The organism is Pseudomonas sp. ATCC 43928 (genome assembly GCF_005938665.2).
Taxonomy (GTDB): domain Bacteria; phylum Pseudomonadota; class Gammaproteobacteria; order Pseudomonadales; family Pseudomonadaceae; genus Aquipseudomonas.
The window spans coordinates 5,295,042-5,310,425 of record NZ_CP041753.1 but is presented as its reverse complement, the minus strand read 5'-3'; the positions used below and the strand labels follow the sequence as shown (position 1 = coordinate 5,310,425).

The window sequence follows — 15,384 nt, the reverse complement described above, 5'->3', positions numbered from 1 at the left end:
CGACACTCTGGCTGGGGGACTGATTACGACTTGGCTTTGTAGGCTTCCATCTGGCCGAAACCGGTTGGCGAGGTCTTGCTCATTGTGGTGGCGCAGGTGCCCTTGGGGACGAGCTTCCAGGCGTTGGCCTGGTAGTCGGTTTTGGCGGTGCCAGCGCAAGTGGTACCAGCACCAGCGGCGCAATCGTTATGACCTTTCATGGCCACGCCGAAGCATTTTTCCATGTTGGCGTCAGCGGCATGGGCCGTGGAGACAGCGGCGATGCTCAGGGCAGAACCAAGTGCCAGAACCAGGGCGGTGGCGGACAGGGTGCGGGTGGTAGCAGTCATGATGTTTCTCCGAAATTGAGCTTGGTATGGCAAGCGTTTGTGCTTGCTTACCGCTCTAGAGAAACGACAGGGCGGGGTGTTACAGCTGACTGCAGATTTTTTTCAAAAATCCTCAAAACACCATCAATCCCCTGTGGGAGGCGCCGATAAGACAGTCATGCAATGCTGATTTTATTAACGCTAGTGATCTGACCGTTCCAGATCATCTCGTAGTGGGCTGTTTGAATGACTGATGAGACTGGTCTGGGAGTCATCAGCGCCCAGCAGTAGTTGCCATGCATACGCACGGAGTTGTATCGCAGGCCAAGGCACCCTGCATCCTTGACTGCCTTACCCAAGCGATGTGAGTGCGTGTAGTCGACGGGATCGTAGATAGGATCGTGCATCGGAATGGATACGGCATCCCTCATTGCTTCGTCAACGAAAGTGCAGGATAACCCCCGGAAAACAAACCTCTCGTAATTGAGACTCTGGACATTCGACCAATACTGATTTTGGTGATGCTGTACCTCAGCCAGAGCAGTTTCCATCGAGGCAGCCAAGTACAACACGCCGAAACTGCCATCGCTGAAACGCGAGCCAGTTGGGTTGACGTGGGTGAAAGGGGCTGTCGCATAAGAGCATCCAGGGATGCCAAAGGGAATTTCCGCACGCGGTATCAGCTCAAGCCGACCTACCTCATTTTGCAGCCTCGGATTTGTGAGGGCCTGTATCTGATACAGAACATCAAATTCGTTCGCGTCCGCCACGTCGTCAAACAACGCAATGGGCGGAAACTTTGAATTGATCAACCGGTAGGCCTGCAACTGCTCACCGGCCAATACTGGCAACTGGCTCACCATTACCATTGTGCGCCTCGCAGCACGTCGATCCGCCGAAACGTCTCGTACAAGGAAATCATATCCCCCTGGGACATGATTTCGAGCGGGGTACGCCCGTTGAAGAACTCGTTTTCGTTCGCCATCGTCGGAAAACCATAGACGTTCTCAGGGTTATCAAAGACAAGACGCAGAGCGGCATGGATGTTGAGAATAAAACTGATGCGCTGCATCTGGTCTGAATCCAGGTTTACGGACCAATCGGGATCGCGTTGCTTTGCCCGTGAGTACGTACTGCGGGAAATGCGCAGGATTCGACAGGCCTGATCGCCCGATGCCTGCCACTTTTCGAGTATGCCTACAGCTGCTCGCAAACCAGTCACGCACTGGTCTTTGGTGAATCCTTGTGCCTGGGAGGTTGCTGTCATGTTGATCACTTCTTGTTTATCTGTAGATACAAATATATGCAAGATGACTCTATAGATCAATGACGTTTATGAGGCGGGGCTCCTCCGACAGGGCTTCTTCTTTATCATTCAGGTTGTGCTAAAGATACACAGCCCCGTAGGAGCGGCCTTCGGTGAGGTTTGTGCCAGGCACAAAAAAACGGCCCGAAGGCCGTTTTTTGTTTACCGCAAAGGCTTAACCGCCGAGGTACGCTTCGCGTACTTTCGGGTCGGTCAACAGCGCTTCACCGGTCCCGCTCATCACCACCCGGCCGTTTTCCAGCACGTAGGCACGGTCGGCGATTTTCAGGGCCTGGTTGGCGTTCTGCTCCACCAGGAACACCGTCACACCGTCCTTACGCAGTTGTTCGATGATGTCGAAGATCTGCTGGATGATGATCGGTGCCAGGCCCAGCGATGGCTCGTCGAGCAGCAGCAGCTTGGGCTTGCTCATCAGCGCGCGGCCGATGGCGAGCATTTGCTGTTCGCCGCCGGACATGGTGCCGCCGCGTTGGGCAAAGCGTTCTTTCAGGCGTGGGAAAAGTCCCAGAACCTTGTCCATCTGTTCCTGATAATCGCCCTTGTCGGTGAAGAACCCGCCCATGGCGAGGTTTTCTTCCACGGTCAGGCGGGCAAACACCCGACGGCCTTCCGGAACCACGGCGATGCTTTTACGCATGATCTGCGACGAGTCCTGGCCGACGAGCTCTTCGCCCATGTAGCGGATGCTGCCGCTGTGGGCTTGCGGCGAACCGCAGAGGGTCATCAGCAGGGTCGACTTGCCGGCACCGTTGGCGCCGATCAGGGTCACGATCTCGCCCTGGCGGACTTCGACGTTGACGCTGTGCAGCGCCTGGATCTTGCCGTAGAAGGTGGAAACGTTTTCGAACTGCAGCATTTACGCTTCCCCCAGGTAGGCTTTGATCACTTCAGGATTGTCGCGGATCTGCTCCGGCGTGCCGTTGGCCAACGGTGTGCCCTGGTTGATTACGAAGATATGGTCGGAAATGCTCATGACCAGTTTCATGTCGTGTTCGATCAACAGCACCGTCACATTATGCTCTTCACGCAGGGTGCCGATCAGCGCCTTGAGGTCGTCGGTTTCCCGCGGGTTGAGGCCGGCGGCCGGTTCGTCGAGCATGAGGATGCTTGGACGGGTCATCATGCAGCGGGCAATTTCCAGGCGGCGCTGCTGACCATAAGCCAGGGTGCCGGCCGGGCGGTTGGCGAACTCCTTGAGGTTGACCTTTTCCAGCCAGAACTCGGCGTATTCCATCGCCTCGCGTTCGCTGCGGCGAAACGCCGGGGTCTTGAACAGGCCTGCCAGGAAGTTGGTGTTCAGGTGCCGGTGCTGAGCAATCAGCAGGTTTTCCACGGCGGTCATGTCCTTGAACAGCCGCACGTTCTGGAAAGTCCGCACCACGCCTTTGCCGGCGATCTTGTGGCCGGACAGGCCTTCGATCGCTTCACCGTTGAGCTGGATAGTGCCGGCGGTGGGTTTGTAGAACCCGGTCAGGCAGTTGAATACAGTGGTCTTGCCGGCGCCGTTGGGGCCGATCATCGAGACCACTTGTTTCTCTTTGACGCTCAAGGCTACGCCATTGACCGCCAACAGGCCGCCGAAGCGCATGCTCAGGCCATCTACTTTCAGGATCTCTCTGCTCATTTACGCAGCTCCATGTGAGGACGTTGCATGGGCAGCAGACCTTGAGGACGCCAGATCATCATCAGCACCATCAAGGCGCCGAACATCAACATGCGGTATTCGCTGAAGTCACGCATCAGTTCGGGCAACAGGATCATCACGACAGCCGCGAGAACCACGCCCAACTGCGAGCCCATGCCGCCCAACACCACGATGGCGAGGATGGTGGCCGACTCGATGAAGGTGAACGACTCCGGCGTGACCAGCCCTTGGCGCGCGGCGAAGAAGCTACCGGCGAAACCAGCGAAGCAGGCACCCAGGGTGAAGGCCGACAGCTTGATCACGGTCGGGTTCAGGCCCAGGGCACGGCAGGCGATTTCGTCTTCGCGCAAGGCTTCCCAGGCACGGCCGATCGGCATGCGCAGCAGGCGGTTGATCACGAACAGCGCGAACAGTGCCAGCAACAGCGCCACCAGGTAGAGGAAAACCACCTTGCTGACCGGGTTGTACGTCAGGCCGAAGAACTCGTGGAAGGTCTGCATGCCTTCGGTGGCCGTTCTTTCGAAGGTCAGGCCGAACAGCGACGGTTTGGGAATGTTGCTGATGCCGTTCGGTCCGCCGGTGAGGCCCGTCAGGTTACGCAGGAACAGACGGATGATCTCACCGAAGCCCAGGGTCACGATCGCCAGATAGTCACCGCGCAGGCGCAGCACCGGGAAACCGAGCAGGAAGCCGAATGTGGCCGCCATCAGGCCGGCGATCGGCAGGCAGATCCAGAAGCTCAGCCCGTAGTAGTGCGACAGCAGCGCATAGCTGTAGGCACCCACGGCGTAGAAGCCGACGTAACCGAGGTCGAGCAGGCCGGCCAGACCGACCACGATGTTCAGGCCCAGGCCGAGCAGCACGTAGATCAGGATCAGCGTGGCGATGTCCACCGCACCGCGTGAACCGAAGAACGGCCATACCAGTGCCACGACGATCAACGCCATGATGATCCAGCGCTGGGTGGTCGGCAGGGTCAGGAAGTGGCTCGCGCTGGCCGGGATCAGTTTGCCCTTGGGCACGGAGCTCATGGCCGCCGAGTATTCGCGGTCGAACAGCACACGCAGGAACATCAGCACCGAGCAGGTGGCGATGATGATCAGCGTGGAGGTGCTGGCGCCTTCCACTTCGAGGTTGATCCCGGCGATGGACAGTTTCAGGCCGAGTACCGGATAGGCCACGGCCCATACCAGCAGGGCGCTGAACAGCGCCTGTTTAAGATTCCTAGTCATACTTTCTCAACCTCCGGACGACCCAGCAGGCCGGTTGGCCGGAATAACAGCACCAGGACCAGAAGGCCGAAAGCCACCACGTCCTTGTACTGGTCACCGAATATATCGGCGCCGAATGCTTCGGCTACCCCCAGCACCAGACCACCGAGCATGGCGCCCGGAATGCTGCCGATGCCACCCAGCACCGCCGCGGTAAAGGCTTTGAGGCCTACCAGGAATCCGGCGTTAGGGTTGATCACGCCGTACTGCATGCTCAACAGTACTGCCGCCACGGCCGCCAGGGCGGCACCGATGACGAAGGTCAGGGCGATGATGTTGTTGGTGTTGATGCCCAGCAGGTTGGCCATCTTGATGTCTTCGGCACAGGCCCGACAGGCGCGTCCCAGACGTGAACGCGAGATGAACTGGGTGAGACAGAGCATCACCACCAGGGTCACCACGAACACCAGGATCTGCATGTAGGAGATCAGCACTTCCTGTGCGCCGCCTGGACCGAAGCTGAAGCTGCCCGGAATCAGGTTAGGGATCGATTTGTCCTTGGAGTCCTGCGAGAGCAGTACGGAGTTCTGCAGGAAGATCGACATGCCGATGGCGGAGATCAGCGGGATCAGACGGTTACTGCCCCGCAGAGGGCGGTAGGCGATCCGTTCGATACTGTAGCCGTAGGCACTGGTCACGACGATGGTCGCCAGGAAAGCGGCGGTCATCAACAACGGCAGAGAATGGATACCCAGCATGGCCAGTCCGGCAAGGACGATGAAGGCCACGTAGGAACCGATCATGTAGACCTCGCCATGGGCGAAGTTAATCATTCCAATAATGCCGTAAACCATTGTGTAGCCAATGGCTATAAGGGCATAGGTGCTGCCAATGGTCATCCCATTAACCAGCTGTTGGAAGAAGTGATAGATCTCAGGCATTACAGCGCTCCTAAAAACCTGATACGCATTTCACTGGTGGAGTCATGTTCCGGCCCGGGCTGTGTGGTCTGTGGCCACCTTCGCACGAGCGTTTGCCAGCGAACCGCTGGTGACGGTTTTAAGATTTTCAGGTAAGCCAACTCCCGGATCGCGGGACTCTGACTCATTAATCTCGTAAAACAAAGCCCACTGCTTGCGCAGTGGGCTTTATTAATCATGGCGCTAGCTTACTGAGGGGAAACTTCGGTTTTTGGTTTGCCGAAGTGCCACTCATAGACCACGAATTTGAAGTCTTTCAGGTCGCCCTTGCTGTCGAACGACAGATCACCGGTCGGGGTCTTGAAGGTGCCTTTGTGAATGGCTTCAGCCACCTTGGCGGTGTCTTCGCTCTTGGCAGCCTTGATACCTTCGGCAATCACTTCGACAGCCGAGTAGGCCGGGAACACGAACGGACCGCTTGGGTCCTGCTTCTTGTCGGCAAAGGCTTGTACCAGGGCTTTGTTGGCTGGGTCCTGGTCGAAGGATTTCGGCAGGGTGACCAACAGGCCTTCGGAAGCATTCTGGGCAATTTGCGAGATGGAGTCGTTGCCGACGCCTTCAGGCCCCATGAACTTGGCTTTCAAGCCTTTTTCCTGGGACTGACGCAGGATCAGGCCCAGCTCCGGGTGGTAGCCGCCGTAGTAGACGAAGTCGACGTTGGCTTGCTTGAGCTTCTGGATGATCGAGGAGAAGTCCTTGTCACCGGCGTTGAGGCCTTCGAACACGGCAACCTTAACGCCTTTCTTCTCAAGGGTCTGTTTCACGGCGGTGGCGATGCCTTCACCGTATTGCTGTTTGTCGTGCAGCACGGCAACGATTTTCGGTTTTACGTGATCGGCAATGTAGTTACCGGCGGCAGGGCCCTGGGCGCTGTCCAGGCCGATGGTGCGGAACACCAGCTTGTAACCACGGGTGGTGATGTCCGGGTTGGTGGCGGCCGGGGTGATCATGATCACGCCTTCGTCTTCGTAGATGTCCGAAGCTGGCTGGGTGGAGCTGGAGCACAGGTGGCCGACCACGAATTTCACACCATCGTTGACCACTTTGTTGGCGACGGCCACGGCTTGTTTAGGGTCGCACGCGTCGTCGTATTCCTTGGCTTCGAGCATCTTGCCGTCGACGCCGCCCTTCGCGTTGATCTGCTCGATGGCCATCTTGGCGCCGATGAACTGCATGTCACCGTATTGAGTGACCGGGCCGGTTTTAGGGCCGGCGATGCCGATCTTGATGGTGTCGGCGGCGAACGAATGGCTGGCAACCCCGGCCAGAACCATAGCGGCAAACAGTTTTGAAATCTGCTTAGTAGCCTTAGTCATAGTGCTCCACTCTTACTGTTGTAGTTTTTATAGTCCTGGCGCCGTAGCAGCAGAACCGGGTCAGATATCGTCGATATCCTCCGGAAAATGCCCCCGGCAACTGTACCGGTACAGTGTAGAGCGCCGATTGTTAGCCTGGGAAGCTGGCGCCAGGGGGCAAAACCTGAGGGTGTCGCTTTGTTGAAAGAAAAAGACAGAATCGCGGCAGGATGTTAGCTGGCTAATACTTGAAGCAGCAGCATTCCCTGGCTTTCCCGGGTTTTTCAATCGGTAACGCAATTGCATCCGGGTTTTTCTGGCGCAACACCGACGTTATCATTCACATCGATTTCTTTTGCGGACAGGAACCCATGACTCAAGAACCTAGCACCCTCTATGCCAAGCTGCTTGGTGAAACCGCATCTATTACCTGGAAAGAGTTGGAGCCGTTCTTCGCCAAGGGTGCCCTATTGTGGGTCGACCCAAGCCTGGATTTGATTGCTGCGGCGGAGGCGGTGGCGACCGATGAAGGCGAGAAAGTCGCTGCCTGGCTGGCCGCCGACAAGGTCGCCAAGCTGTCTGAAACGCGGGCGCTGGATCTTTTCGAGCGTGATCCGGAGCTGTGGGCCGTGGTTGTTTCGCCGTGGATTATGATCCAGGAAAGGGCGAAGGCTTGAATGCTTGCACCGATTCGGTGCTTGGTTTTGTCGGGCAAAAGTGTGTAGCCGAGTAGCGTGATGGCACGTTGCCGTGGAGAAAGGCCACAGAAAGGCCGGTATAACGGTGACGTAAACGTAACGGGAACAGTTTATTGAGCAGCCGATGGGCTGCTCAATTGTTTCTGGATCTTGGAAAAAAGATCAAAGAATCAGATCAAAAGATCGCAGCCTGCGGCAGCTCCTACAGAGGCATTGCATACACCCCGTAGGAGCTGCCGAAGGTTGCGATCCCTCAATAAGCCGTCTTGCCCGTATGGTTATTCAGCGAAATAACCTTGGTCTTGCCAATCCGGTGACGGTAGATCTCGCGCAGGTACTTGATCGCCTTCTTCACGCAATCGCGCGACAAACGAATGTCATTGATCGAGACGAACTTGTCCTTGTCGTTGATCAGCTCGCGGTACTTCTTCTCGTACATCGGTTTGATCGCGTACCAGTTGGTGTCGAGGATCTTCGCCGGGTTTTCGAATTCGTTGAGCAGATCGTCGATCCGGTCTTCGTCGAAGTCTTCATGGATGATGAAGTCCAGGATCGAGTTATCCAGTGTTTCGTCGAAACGATACGGATTTTTTGCGAAGCAACGCTTGATGAACGCCACGATCAGCGTCAGGAAGTCGTCCGACAGGCACGGGCTCTTGGCGATCAGGGTGGTCAGCGACAGGTTGGCCGAGGCGCCGATCACCAGTGCATAACGCTTGAGCGTGGTGTTGGGGAACAGGCTGTTGAGGTGGGTCTTCAACCGGTTCAGGTCCATGTAGGACAGTTTGTAGTCTTTAGGCAGGGACACGATCGACACCACCGACGAGCAGTTCTTGAAGAAGTGCAGGTCGTGCAAGGCGGCCGCGTCATAGCCCGAATTCTTGTACTGCTCGAGCGAGGCGCGGTAGCGCTTGGACTCGATTGGCAACAGGCTGATGCCTTCAATCGCCTGGGTGACTTTGTTGAAGTGCGGCAGGTCGATGGAACGGAAGAACAGATCGTCGATGTTCAGGCGCTGCGGCTCTTTGTCGAACACCTTGAATTTGTCGCTGCTCGGCGGCGGGGTTTCCGGCACCACGGACTCGGCGTAGGCAATTGCCACCGGGCCGGCCAGGCTCATGAACAGGTCGTTGGCGTCCAGGCGAATGGTTTCGCCGATGTCGATGCCTGCGCGACGGAAATAGTTCTGGTCGTAGTCGGTGGTGACCGCCTGCGCCGTCAGAATGTTGAAGATCTGCTGTGAGATGTACTGGTTGGCGTGCTTTTCCATCGCGTTGACGTCGATGTTCTGGATGTTGCCGTCATCGCTTTCTTCGGCATAACGCATGATGTCGTTGGAGATCAGCATCATCGCGTTCCATGGACGGATACGGCCCATGACGCTGGCTTCGCTGCTGTCTTCGTTGGCGAAGTTGTAGGAGAAGTCCCACTCTTCCGACAGGTATTTGCACAGCAGGCGACCGGCGTTGATGTGCAGCGCTTCGGACATTTCACTGCGGTGATCGGAAATGTTCGGCAGTACGCAGATGCCGCTGGTGAAGATCGGCTCGAAGACGAAGGAATGGCCGCTCTTGCCGTCGTGTTCGTCCATCGGCTTGGTGTCGAACGTCTTGTTCATGTACGAGTGCTGCTGGGCCAGGCCGAATTCCGAGGCCATGCCCGAACCGGTACCGCCACCGGCACTGAAGATCGAGAAGTACAGGCGCGACTGGTTGGCCTTGATCCCGCAGCTGTCGATCAGGTACGAGTGAATCATCTTCCAGTCGGGGCTGGAGAAGCGCTGGGTGTCCTTGTTCAGGATGATCTTGGCCAGGTACTGGCCGAGGATCGGCGCGTTACCGGCGCCACCGGCGTGGACTTCCGACAAGTCCATGATTTTCATTTTGCTGTAGTCGCGCAAAAAGCCGCTTTTTTCGCCCTTGCGCGAGAAACGGATGCGACCGGCGATGTCCTTGTCCAGGTCGCCGAGCATCACCAGCGGTTCCACCAGGAATACCGGTTTGGTGGCCTTGTTCGGCCCCAGGCGCAGGTTATTGCGAATCCACTGCGCCGGGCTGTAGCCCTTTTCGGCGTAGCGTTTATCCGGCGACAGACGGTCTTCGTTGTTGAATTCGTTGAGGTAGAACTTGCGGGCGTTGTACACCAGCTCCGCCACGTCCAGCGCGATGTTCGAACCGCAGCGGCCCAGGCCGATCAGGCACACCGAGGGGAATTCCTGGTCGTTGTGCTGTTCGTTGTCGCCTTCCAGATGGGGCGGGCGCGGGAACACCAAGTCGCGCAGGCCGTCGAGGTTGTCGAGGATGCGGTCGGTATTGGTTTCGGTGAAGTACAGGTATTGCTGAGTCGACAGCGGACGCGACGGGGGCAATGGCTTCGACGATGAGGGGCTGTTCGCCGCGGGGCTCAGGGTCAGGTCGGATACCGCGGTGGCCGGATTGTTTTTAGAAGTCATTGTGCGCCATATACCTGGACTGGTCGGCTCGGCGACAAGTGTCATCGAGTCATCACGGAATGGGATCTCGCGTCTTTTTTTAGCGCGAATGTAGCCCAAGCGTCAGGGCCTTGGCCTGAACATCGCTCGGGGGAATCCTTTCCTTAACCATGATGAATCGGCCAATATTCGATGATCTTTAATCAAGGGGAGGCTAAATGATGGCAACGTTGCCTGCGCTGGGGTTCGCCGGAATCGGCCTGATGGGTTTGCCGATGTGCCGACGCCTGTTGGCGGCCGGTTACCCGCTGACGGTGTGGAACCGCAACCCGGCCAAGTGTGCAGCGCTGGTCGAGGCTGGTGCGCGGCAAGTGGCGACACCGGCCGAGCTGTGTCAGCACGCCGACGTGGTGATGTTGTGCCTGGCCGATACCGCGGTGGTTCGTGAGGTGGTGTTTGGCGCGGCTGGCGTTGCCGAGGGGGCGAAAAGCGGCCAGTTGCTGGTGGATTTTTCCAGCCTGGAGCCCACCGCAACGCGGGAAATGGCCACAGCACTGGCCAATAAAACCGGGATGGGTTGGCTCGATGCGCCAGTGTCCGGCGGGGTGGTCGGCGCCGAGGCCGGCAGCCTGGCGATCATGGTTGGTGGCGAGGCGGCAGACCTGGCGCGCGTGCGGCCGGTGTTGCTGACCCTTGGCCAGCGCGTGACCCACATGGGCGCGGTCGGCGCGGGGCAGGTGACCAAGGCCTGCAATCAGATGATCGTCGCCTGCAATGCCTTGGTCATTGCTGAAGTGGTGAGCCTGGCCGAGCGCTCCGGGGTCGATGCCAGCCTCATTGCCGAGGCGCTGGCCGGTGGTTTCGCCGATTCAAAACCGTTGCAGATTCTCGCGCCGCAAATGGCCGAAAGCCGTTTCGAGCCCGTGAAATGGCACGTACGTACGTTGCTGAAGGATCTCGATACCGCCGTGAAGTTTTCCCGCGAACAGGGTTCGGCCACGCCGATCAGCGGATTGGCCGCACAACTGATGCGCCTCCATGGGGGGCAGGGGTTCCTGGAAAAGGATCCTTCGACGTTAGTGCAGTTGTACCGTGAGCCAGACTCAACGGATTGACGGCATGCGTGTGCTGGTTGATTTCGGCCAGTACCGGCCGCAACTCAGCCAGCGGCACCGGATGGCTAAGCAGGTAGCCCTGGACGAAATCGCAGCCGTGGCGTTGGAGAAAGTCATATTGCTCGAGGGTCTCGACACCTTCGGTGACGACCTGCAAATGCAGGGTATGGGCCATGACGATAATGGCCTGGACGATTTCCATGTCCTGGGTCGTCTTGGGAATGTCCTGAATGAACGAGCGGTCGATCTTCAGCGTGTTTAATGGCAGGCGCCTGAGGTAGGCCAGGGATGAATAGCCGGTGCCGAAGTCGTCGATCGACAATGAAACACCGAGGGCGCGAATCTGCCGCAGCAACACCAGGGTGTTGGAAATATTGCCCATCAGCGCATTCTCGGTCACCTCCAGCTCCAGTCGCTGGGGCGTCACCCCGTAGATGCGCAGGGCGTGTTCGATTTCATCGGCCAGTTCTTCTCGCGCCAGGTTCAGGGGCGAGCAATTCACTGCGATCTTGAGGTCTTCGCAATCGTGGCGGGACAGTTCGCCCAGGTCTGCGCAGGCTTTGCGCAATACCCAATTGTCCAGTTCGGCGATCAGGCCGTTGGCCTCGGCGATGGCGATGAACCGGTCCGGCGTCAGCAATCCGTGAACCGGGTGTTGCCAGCGGACCAGCGCTTCCAGTTTGGTGACTCGGCCGATTCTCAGGTCATAGATCGGCTGGTAATACAGCATCAACCCGGAGTCTTCGCGCAGGGCGTGACGCAGTTCTTCTTCGAGTTGCAACTCCAGGGTGGCGCGGGCTTTCAGGTTGGAACTGAAAAAGTGCAACCCGTTACGACCGCTGCCCTTGGACTGATACAGCGCCAGGTCGGCGTTCTTCAGCAGTTCTTCGCAGGTTTTGCCGTCTTCCGGAAACAGGCTGATGCCGATGCTGGTGGTCATGACCATGCGCCGTCCGGACAACTCGATGGGGTCCTTCATTTTCAGCATGATGCGCTGGGCCATATGCCGCGCTTCTTCACGGTCGTACAGGTTGATGAGGAGGCAGAATTCGTCGCCTCCGAAACGCGCCACCACGTCTTCGTGGCTGCGCACCGAGGCCTTGATATGACTGGCGAGGACTTTGAGCAGTTCGTCGCCGGCATCATGGCCAAGGCTGTCGTTAATCCGCTTGAAGTGGTCGATGTCGAGGAATATCACCGCGAGCATGCCGCCCTCGTTGGTTTTTTCGATGAGTTTTTCGGCGAAGAGCTGGTTGAAGCCCCGGCGGTTGAGCAGGTTGGTCAAGGGGTCGTAATGCGCCACCTGTTGCAGCGACATGCGTGCCTGATCCAGTTGACCGAGCAGGGCGTTGACCCGCTGCAGGTCGGACTCCTTGCGTTGCAGCTTCTTGTCCGCCAGTGCGGCACTGATGCTGCTGCCGATGATCAACAGCGCCATCACTGCCACTGTCAGCCCCAGTTGCAGGTGATTGTTGTCGCCGGGCAGCGGTTGAAGGCTGTCGTCGGGCAGCACCAGGTTGAGCGATGCCATGCCGGTGAAATGCATGCTGACAATGCCGGCCCCGAGCACCAGGCTGGCGGTGTATTTGAGCAGTAGATGATACGCACCGGTGTCATCGCGCAAGTGACTGGAAATCAACAGGGCAGCCAGGCTGGCACCGATGGCGATCACGACGGAGAGCACGAACAGGGCGGGTTGGTAATAGACCAGCGCATTCGATCGCAGTGCGGCCATGCCCACATAGTGCATGGTTGCGATGCCCAGGCCGATCCACACCGCGGCCCGCAGGTATTGCCAGAAATTCAGTTGGGGATGGCTCAGGGTGTACATGGCCAGCCACGAGGCGGTCAGGGCGAACAACAGCGAGATCAGGGTAGTGGGCAGGTGGTAATGGATTTCGATCGGCACCTGGAACGCCAGCATGCTGATGAAGTGCATGGACCAGATACCGCCCGCCAGACACCCGGCGCCGACCCAGCGCCAGAGTCGTTGAGAGGCGGACTTTTCCACATGACCCACCCGCTCGGTCATGTCCAGCGTGGCGAAACCGGCCGTGCAGGCGACCAGATAGGCCAGCAACACCAGAAACGGGTTATGGGTGCAATTGAGTATGACCTGCCCGCTGTCCGGCAGCCCGGTCATGAAATGCAAACCAAGCCACTCCATAGCATGTCCCGTCTGTGAGTCATCTTGGCCTGCGTCATGCGCGCTGGCGAATGCTGGCAGTATAGAGGGCTTACACGGAGCGCAAGGGATGATAGCGCAATGATGTCAAATATTTTTCGAATGGCTTGATTGCGGTCGCTGCCAAGCCTTAGGCGATCTGCTCAAAAGGCGTTTCGAATTCAGGCTGCAGGGCGGGCAGCCCGAACGCGGCCCTTGCCGCATCGCAATCCACGTTCGCCTCGCCATTGGCCCAAGAGGCGTCGAACTCCCGACAAGTGCTGGAGCGCTGATCATAAATCGAGCACTGCACGGTGCTGCCCACTTCACCCACCAGACCGACACAGCGAACAGGTTTGCAGTCTGTGCCCAGCATGGCCACCCGGCTGGGGCTGATGGACGTGACCAGTTCGTCAGGCACCGTGCCCCCGGCCGAGGTGCATTCACCCCAGAAAAAAGACACGCGGAAATGAGAACAGCAGGCACCGCAATTCAGACACGGACTGGCTTCGGACATGGGCAATGATCAAAGGAGGAATGGGAACGGGGTGGGCAGACAAGGCCGCTATTCTAGGCTTCGCCATGCCGTTGGGAAGGGGGGCGCAGAGGTATTTTTCCAGTCTGCGACTGATGGTGAAAAACCTGGCTTCCTGACAGCACTGATCCCACAGGTTGTGCGTGGCGCCATGGGCTGATATCAGCCTTGCGAATAATGACAGACAGCCCTGACGGGCCTGACTAGATTGGAGGTTCCGGGGACAGTGACGGCCCCAACAACAATAAAAAGAGACGGACCCATGCAGAACTCGACCCAAGCGGCGAATGCCTGGCGCATTCTGTTCCTGTTGTTCCTGGCCAACCTGTTCAACTTCTTCGATCGCACCATTCCGGCGATCATCATCGAGCCGATCCGCATGGAATGGCACCTCAGCGACTTTCAGCTGGGGATCATCGGGACTGCATTCACCATCGTCTACGCTATTGCCGGCCTGCCTCTGGGGCGATTGGCCGATACTGGCTCGCGCAGCAAACTGATGGGCTGGGGCCTGGCGGCATGGAGCGGGCTGACCGCGGTCAACGGGTTGGTGGGCAGTTTCTGGAGTTTCCTGATCGTGCGCATGGGCATCGGCATCGGTGAAGCCAGTTACGCGCCGGCTGCCAACTCGTTGATAGGCGACTTGTTCCCGGCGCATCGTCGGGCGCGGGCCATGGGCATTTTCATGCTCGGCTTGCCGCTGGGCCTGCTGCTGGCGTTCTTCACCATTGGTGCGATGGTGAAGGCGTTCGACAGCTGGCGTGCGCCGTTCTTTATCGCGGCGGTGCCGGGGTTGATCCTGGCGGTCTTCATGTTCTTCATCAAAGAGCCGAAACGTGGCGCGGCGGAAAGCGTGCAGGTTTCACAGGAGCGTGTGGACCGGCCGATCCGTCGAGTGCTGGCGGTGCCGACTTTTCTGTGGTTGGTGATGGCAGGGCTTTGTTTCAACTTCGCCACCTATGCCTGCAACTCGTTTCTGGTGCCGATGCTGCAGCGTTATTTTCTGATGCCGTTACAGGACGCGGCGGTGGCGACCGGGGTGATCGTCGGAGTGACCGGGTTGTTCGGCCTGACATTAGGCGGATGGATTGCCGACAAGATTCACCAGCGGGTGGCCAACGGGCGACTGCTGTTCGCCGCATTCAGCCTGGTCGTTTCGACGTTGTGCACGGCTTGGGCGCTGCATGCCGGGCGGATCGAGATCGGGGTATTTGTCGCGGTATTCAGCCTGGGGTGGTTATTCGCCTACAACTTCTACACCTGCGTGTACACGGCGATTCAGGACGTGGTCGAACCACGCCTGCGGGCGACGGCGATGGCGTTGTTCTTTGCCGGGTTGTATCTGTTGGGCGGTGGTTTGGGGCCGGTGGTGGTGGGCGGTCTGTCCGATCACTTCGCCCATACCGCGATGCTCTCGGCGGGTGCCGAGCAGATGACCGAGGCATTCAAGGCTGTCGGCCTGCATGACGCGATGTACCTGATCCCGGTGGCGCTGTTTTTCACCATGGTGTTTCTGTTTTTGGCATCGCGGTGTTTTGTGCGGGATGCCAAGCGGATGAAAGAAGGGTTGGTGGCGGTGGTTGAGCCAAAGGGTGCTGCGGTCACGGCCTGAGGATTGATCGTTCCCACGCTCTGCGTGGGAATGATCGGCGGGCGGGACAAGGCAAACAAAAAG

General features: G+C 58.3%; 14 protein-coding genes. 3 read left to right on the top strand and 11 right to left on the bottom strand.

Annotated elements, in window-relative coordinates:
• Positions 1-23: 23 nt before the first annotated feature.
• The 8 genes from FFH90_RS24295 to FFH90_RS24260 all read right to left on the bottom strand — a co-directional run bounded on the left by FFH90_RS24295 (position 24) and on the right by FFH90_RS24260 (position 6,787).
• A complete protein-coding gene (locus tag FFH90_RS24295; protein WP_018926899.1) occupies positions 24-329 on the bottom strand; it encodes a DUF2282 domain-containing protein in 306 nt (101 codons plus the stop codon).
• Positions 330-484: 155 nt separating this feature from the next.
• Positions 485-1,177 carry an RES family NAD+ phosphorylase gene (locus FFH90_RS24290; RefSeq protein ID WP_138866223.1) on the bottom strand — a complete coding sequence of 231 codons (693 nt, stop codon included), beginning with the start codon at positions 1,175-1,177 and terminating at the stop codon, positions 485-487.
• Positions 1,171-1,575 carry an antitoxin Xre-like helix-turn-helix domain-containing protein gene (locus tag FFH90_RS24285; RefSeq protein WP_019647893.1) on the bottom strand — a complete coding sequence of 135 codons (405 nt, stop codon included), beginning with the start codon at positions 1,573-1,575 and terminating at the stop codon, positions 1,171-1,173. Before FFH90_RS24285 ends, FFH90_RS24290 begins: the two co-directional genes overlap by 7 nt.
• A gap of 214 nt (positions 1,576-1,789) precedes the next feature.
• Positions 1,790-2,491 (bottom strand): ABC transporter ATP-binding protein, encoded by a 702-nt coding sequence (locus FFH90_RS24280; RefSeq protein ID WP_018926896.1) that lies wholly within the window; start codon positions 2,489-2,491, stop codon positions 1,790-1,792.
• Positions 2,492-3,259 (bottom strand): high-affinity branched-chain amino acid ABC transporter ATP-binding protein LivG, encoded by a 768-nt coding sequence (gene livG, locus FFH90_RS24275; protein WP_138866222.1) that lies wholly within the window; start codon positions 3,257-3,259, stop codon positions 2,492-2,494.
• Complete coding sequence (locus FFH90_RS24270) at positions 3,256-4,512, bottom strand: high-affinity branched-chain amino acid ABC transporter permease LivM (protein WP_064619898.1); 1,257 nt, start codon at positions 4,510-4,512, stop codon at positions 3,256-3,258. The genes livG and FFH90_RS24270 overlap by 4 nt, the downstream gene beginning before the upstream one ends.
• On the bottom strand, positions 4,509-5,432 hold the full coding sequence (gene livH, locus FFH90_RS24265) for a high-affinity branched-chain amino acid ABC transporter permease LivH (protein ID WP_018926893.1): 924 nt from the start codon (positions 5,430-5,432) through the stop codon (positions 4,509-4,511). Before livH ends, FFH90_RS24270 begins: the two co-directional genes overlap by 4 nt.
• 227 nt (positions 5,433-5,659) lie before the next feature.
• Positions 5,660-6,787 (bottom strand): branched-chain amino acid ABC transporter substrate-binding protein, encoded by a 1,128-nt coding sequence (locus FFH90_RS24260; protein WP_019580926.1) that lies wholly within the window; start codon positions 6,785-6,787, stop codon positions 5,660-5,662.
• A 350-nt stretch (positions 6,788-7,137) separates the two neighbouring features.
• On the opposite strand from FFH90_RS24260, the gene FFH90_RS24255 reads away from it, so the two are divergent.
• Positions 7,138-7,443 carry a DUF2288 domain-containing protein gene (locus FFH90_RS24255; RefSeq protein ID WP_064621344.1) on the top strand — a complete coding sequence of 102 codons (306 nt, stop codon included), beginning with the start codon at positions 7,138-7,140 and terminating at the stop codon, positions 7,441-7,443.
• A 274-nt stretch (positions 7,444-7,717) separates the two neighbouring features.
• Here FFH90_RS24255 and FFH90_RS24250 read toward each other — a convergent pair whose 3' ends face one another.
• A complete protein-coding gene (locus FFH90_RS24250; RefSeq protein ID WP_019647896.1) occupies positions 7,718-9,916 on the bottom strand; it encodes a hypothetical protein in 2,199 nt (732 codons plus the stop codon).
• Positions 9,917-10,113: 197 nt separating this feature from the next.
• On the opposite strand from FFH90_RS24250, the gene FFH90_RS24245 reads away from it, so the two are divergent.
• Positions 10,114-11,010, top strand: coding sequence for an NAD(P)-dependent oxidoreductase (locus FFH90_RS24245; RefSeq protein WP_168206183.1), 897 nt, complete (start codon positions 10,114-10,116; stop codon positions 11,008-11,010).
• On the opposite strand, the gene FFH90_RS24240 is transcribed toward FFH90_RS24245, so the two are convergent.
• Entirely contained in the window at positions 10,901-13,177 is a 2,277-nt protein-coding gene (locus FFH90_RS24240; protein WP_138866221.1) for a bifunctional diguanylate cyclase/phosphodiesterase, read from the bottom strand. The genes FFH90_RS24245 and FFH90_RS24240 overlap by 110 nt on opposite strands.
• Positions 13,178-13,325: 148 nt before the next feature.
• Positions 13,326-13,691 (bottom strand): YkgJ family cysteine cluster protein, encoded by a 366-nt coding sequence (locus FFH90_RS24235; protein WP_018926887.1) that lies wholly within the window; start codon positions 13,689-13,691, stop codon positions 13,326-13,328.
• A 262-nt stretch (positions 13,692-13,953) separates the two neighbouring features.
• Between FFH90_RS24235 and FFH90_RS24230 the strand changes: the two genes are divergently transcribed.
• Positions 13,954-15,321 (top strand): MFS transporter, encoded by a 1,368-nt coding sequence (locus FFH90_RS24230; RefSeq protein ID WP_256663708.1) that lies wholly within the window; start codon positions 13,954-13,956, stop codon positions 15,319-15,321.
• Positions 15,322-15,384 lie beyond the last annotated feature (63 nt).

Excerpts from the sequence above, each read along its gene's own strand:
- FFH90_RS24295 (WP_018926899.1), bottom strand. The coding sequence starts at position 329 with ATGACTGCTACCACCCGCACCCTGTCCGCCACCGCCCTGGTTCTGGCA.
- FFH90_RS24290 (WP_138866223.1), bottom strand. The coding sequence starts at position 1,177 with ATGGTAATGGTGAGCCAGTTGCCAGTATTGGCCGGTGAGCAGTTGCAG.
- FFH90_RS24285 (WP_019647893.1), bottom strand. The coding sequence starts at position 1,575 with ATGACAGCAACCTCCCAGGCACAAGGATTCACCAAAGACCAGTGCGTG.
- FFH90_RS24280 (WP_018926896.1), bottom strand. The coding sequence starts at position 2,491 with ATGCTGCAGTTCGAAAACGTTTCCACCTTCTACGGCAAGATCCAGGCG.
- livG (WP_138866222.1), bottom strand. The coding sequence starts at position 3,259 with ATGAGCAGAGAGATCCTGAAAGTAGATGGCCTGAGCATGCGCTTCGGC.
- FFH90_RS24270 (WP_064619898.1), bottom strand. The coding sequence starts at position 4,512 with ATGACTAGGAATCTTAAACAGGCGCTGTTCAGCGCCCTGCTGGTATGG.
- livH (WP_018926893.1), bottom strand. The coding sequence starts at position 5,432 with ATGCCTGAGATCTATCACTTCTTCCAACAGCTGGTTAATGGGATGACC.
- FFH90_RS24260 (WP_019580926.1), bottom strand. The coding sequence starts at position 6,787 with ATGACTAAGGCTACTAAGCAGATTTCAAAACTGTTTGCCGCTATGGTT.
- FFH90_RS24255 (WP_064621344.1), top strand. The coding sequence starts at position 7,138 with ATGACTCAAGAACCTAGCACCCTCTATGCCAAGCTGCTTGGTGAAACC.
- FFH90_RS24250 (WP_019647896.1), bottom strand. The coding sequence starts at position 9,916 with ATGACTTCTAAAAACAATCCGGCCACCGCGGTATCCGACCTGACCCTG.
- FFH90_RS24245 (WP_168206183.1), top strand. The coding sequence starts at position 10,114 with ATGATGGCAACGTTGCCTGCGCTGGGGTTCGCCGGAATCGGCCTGATG.
- FFH90_RS24240 (WP_138866221.1), bottom strand. The coding sequence starts at position 13,177 with ATGGAGTGGCTTGGTTTGCATTTCATGACCGGGCTGCCGGACAGCGGG.
- FFH90_RS24235 (WP_018926887.1), bottom strand. The coding sequence starts at position 13,691 with ATGTCCGAAGCCAGTCCGTGTCTGAATTGCGGTGCCTGCTGTTCTCAT.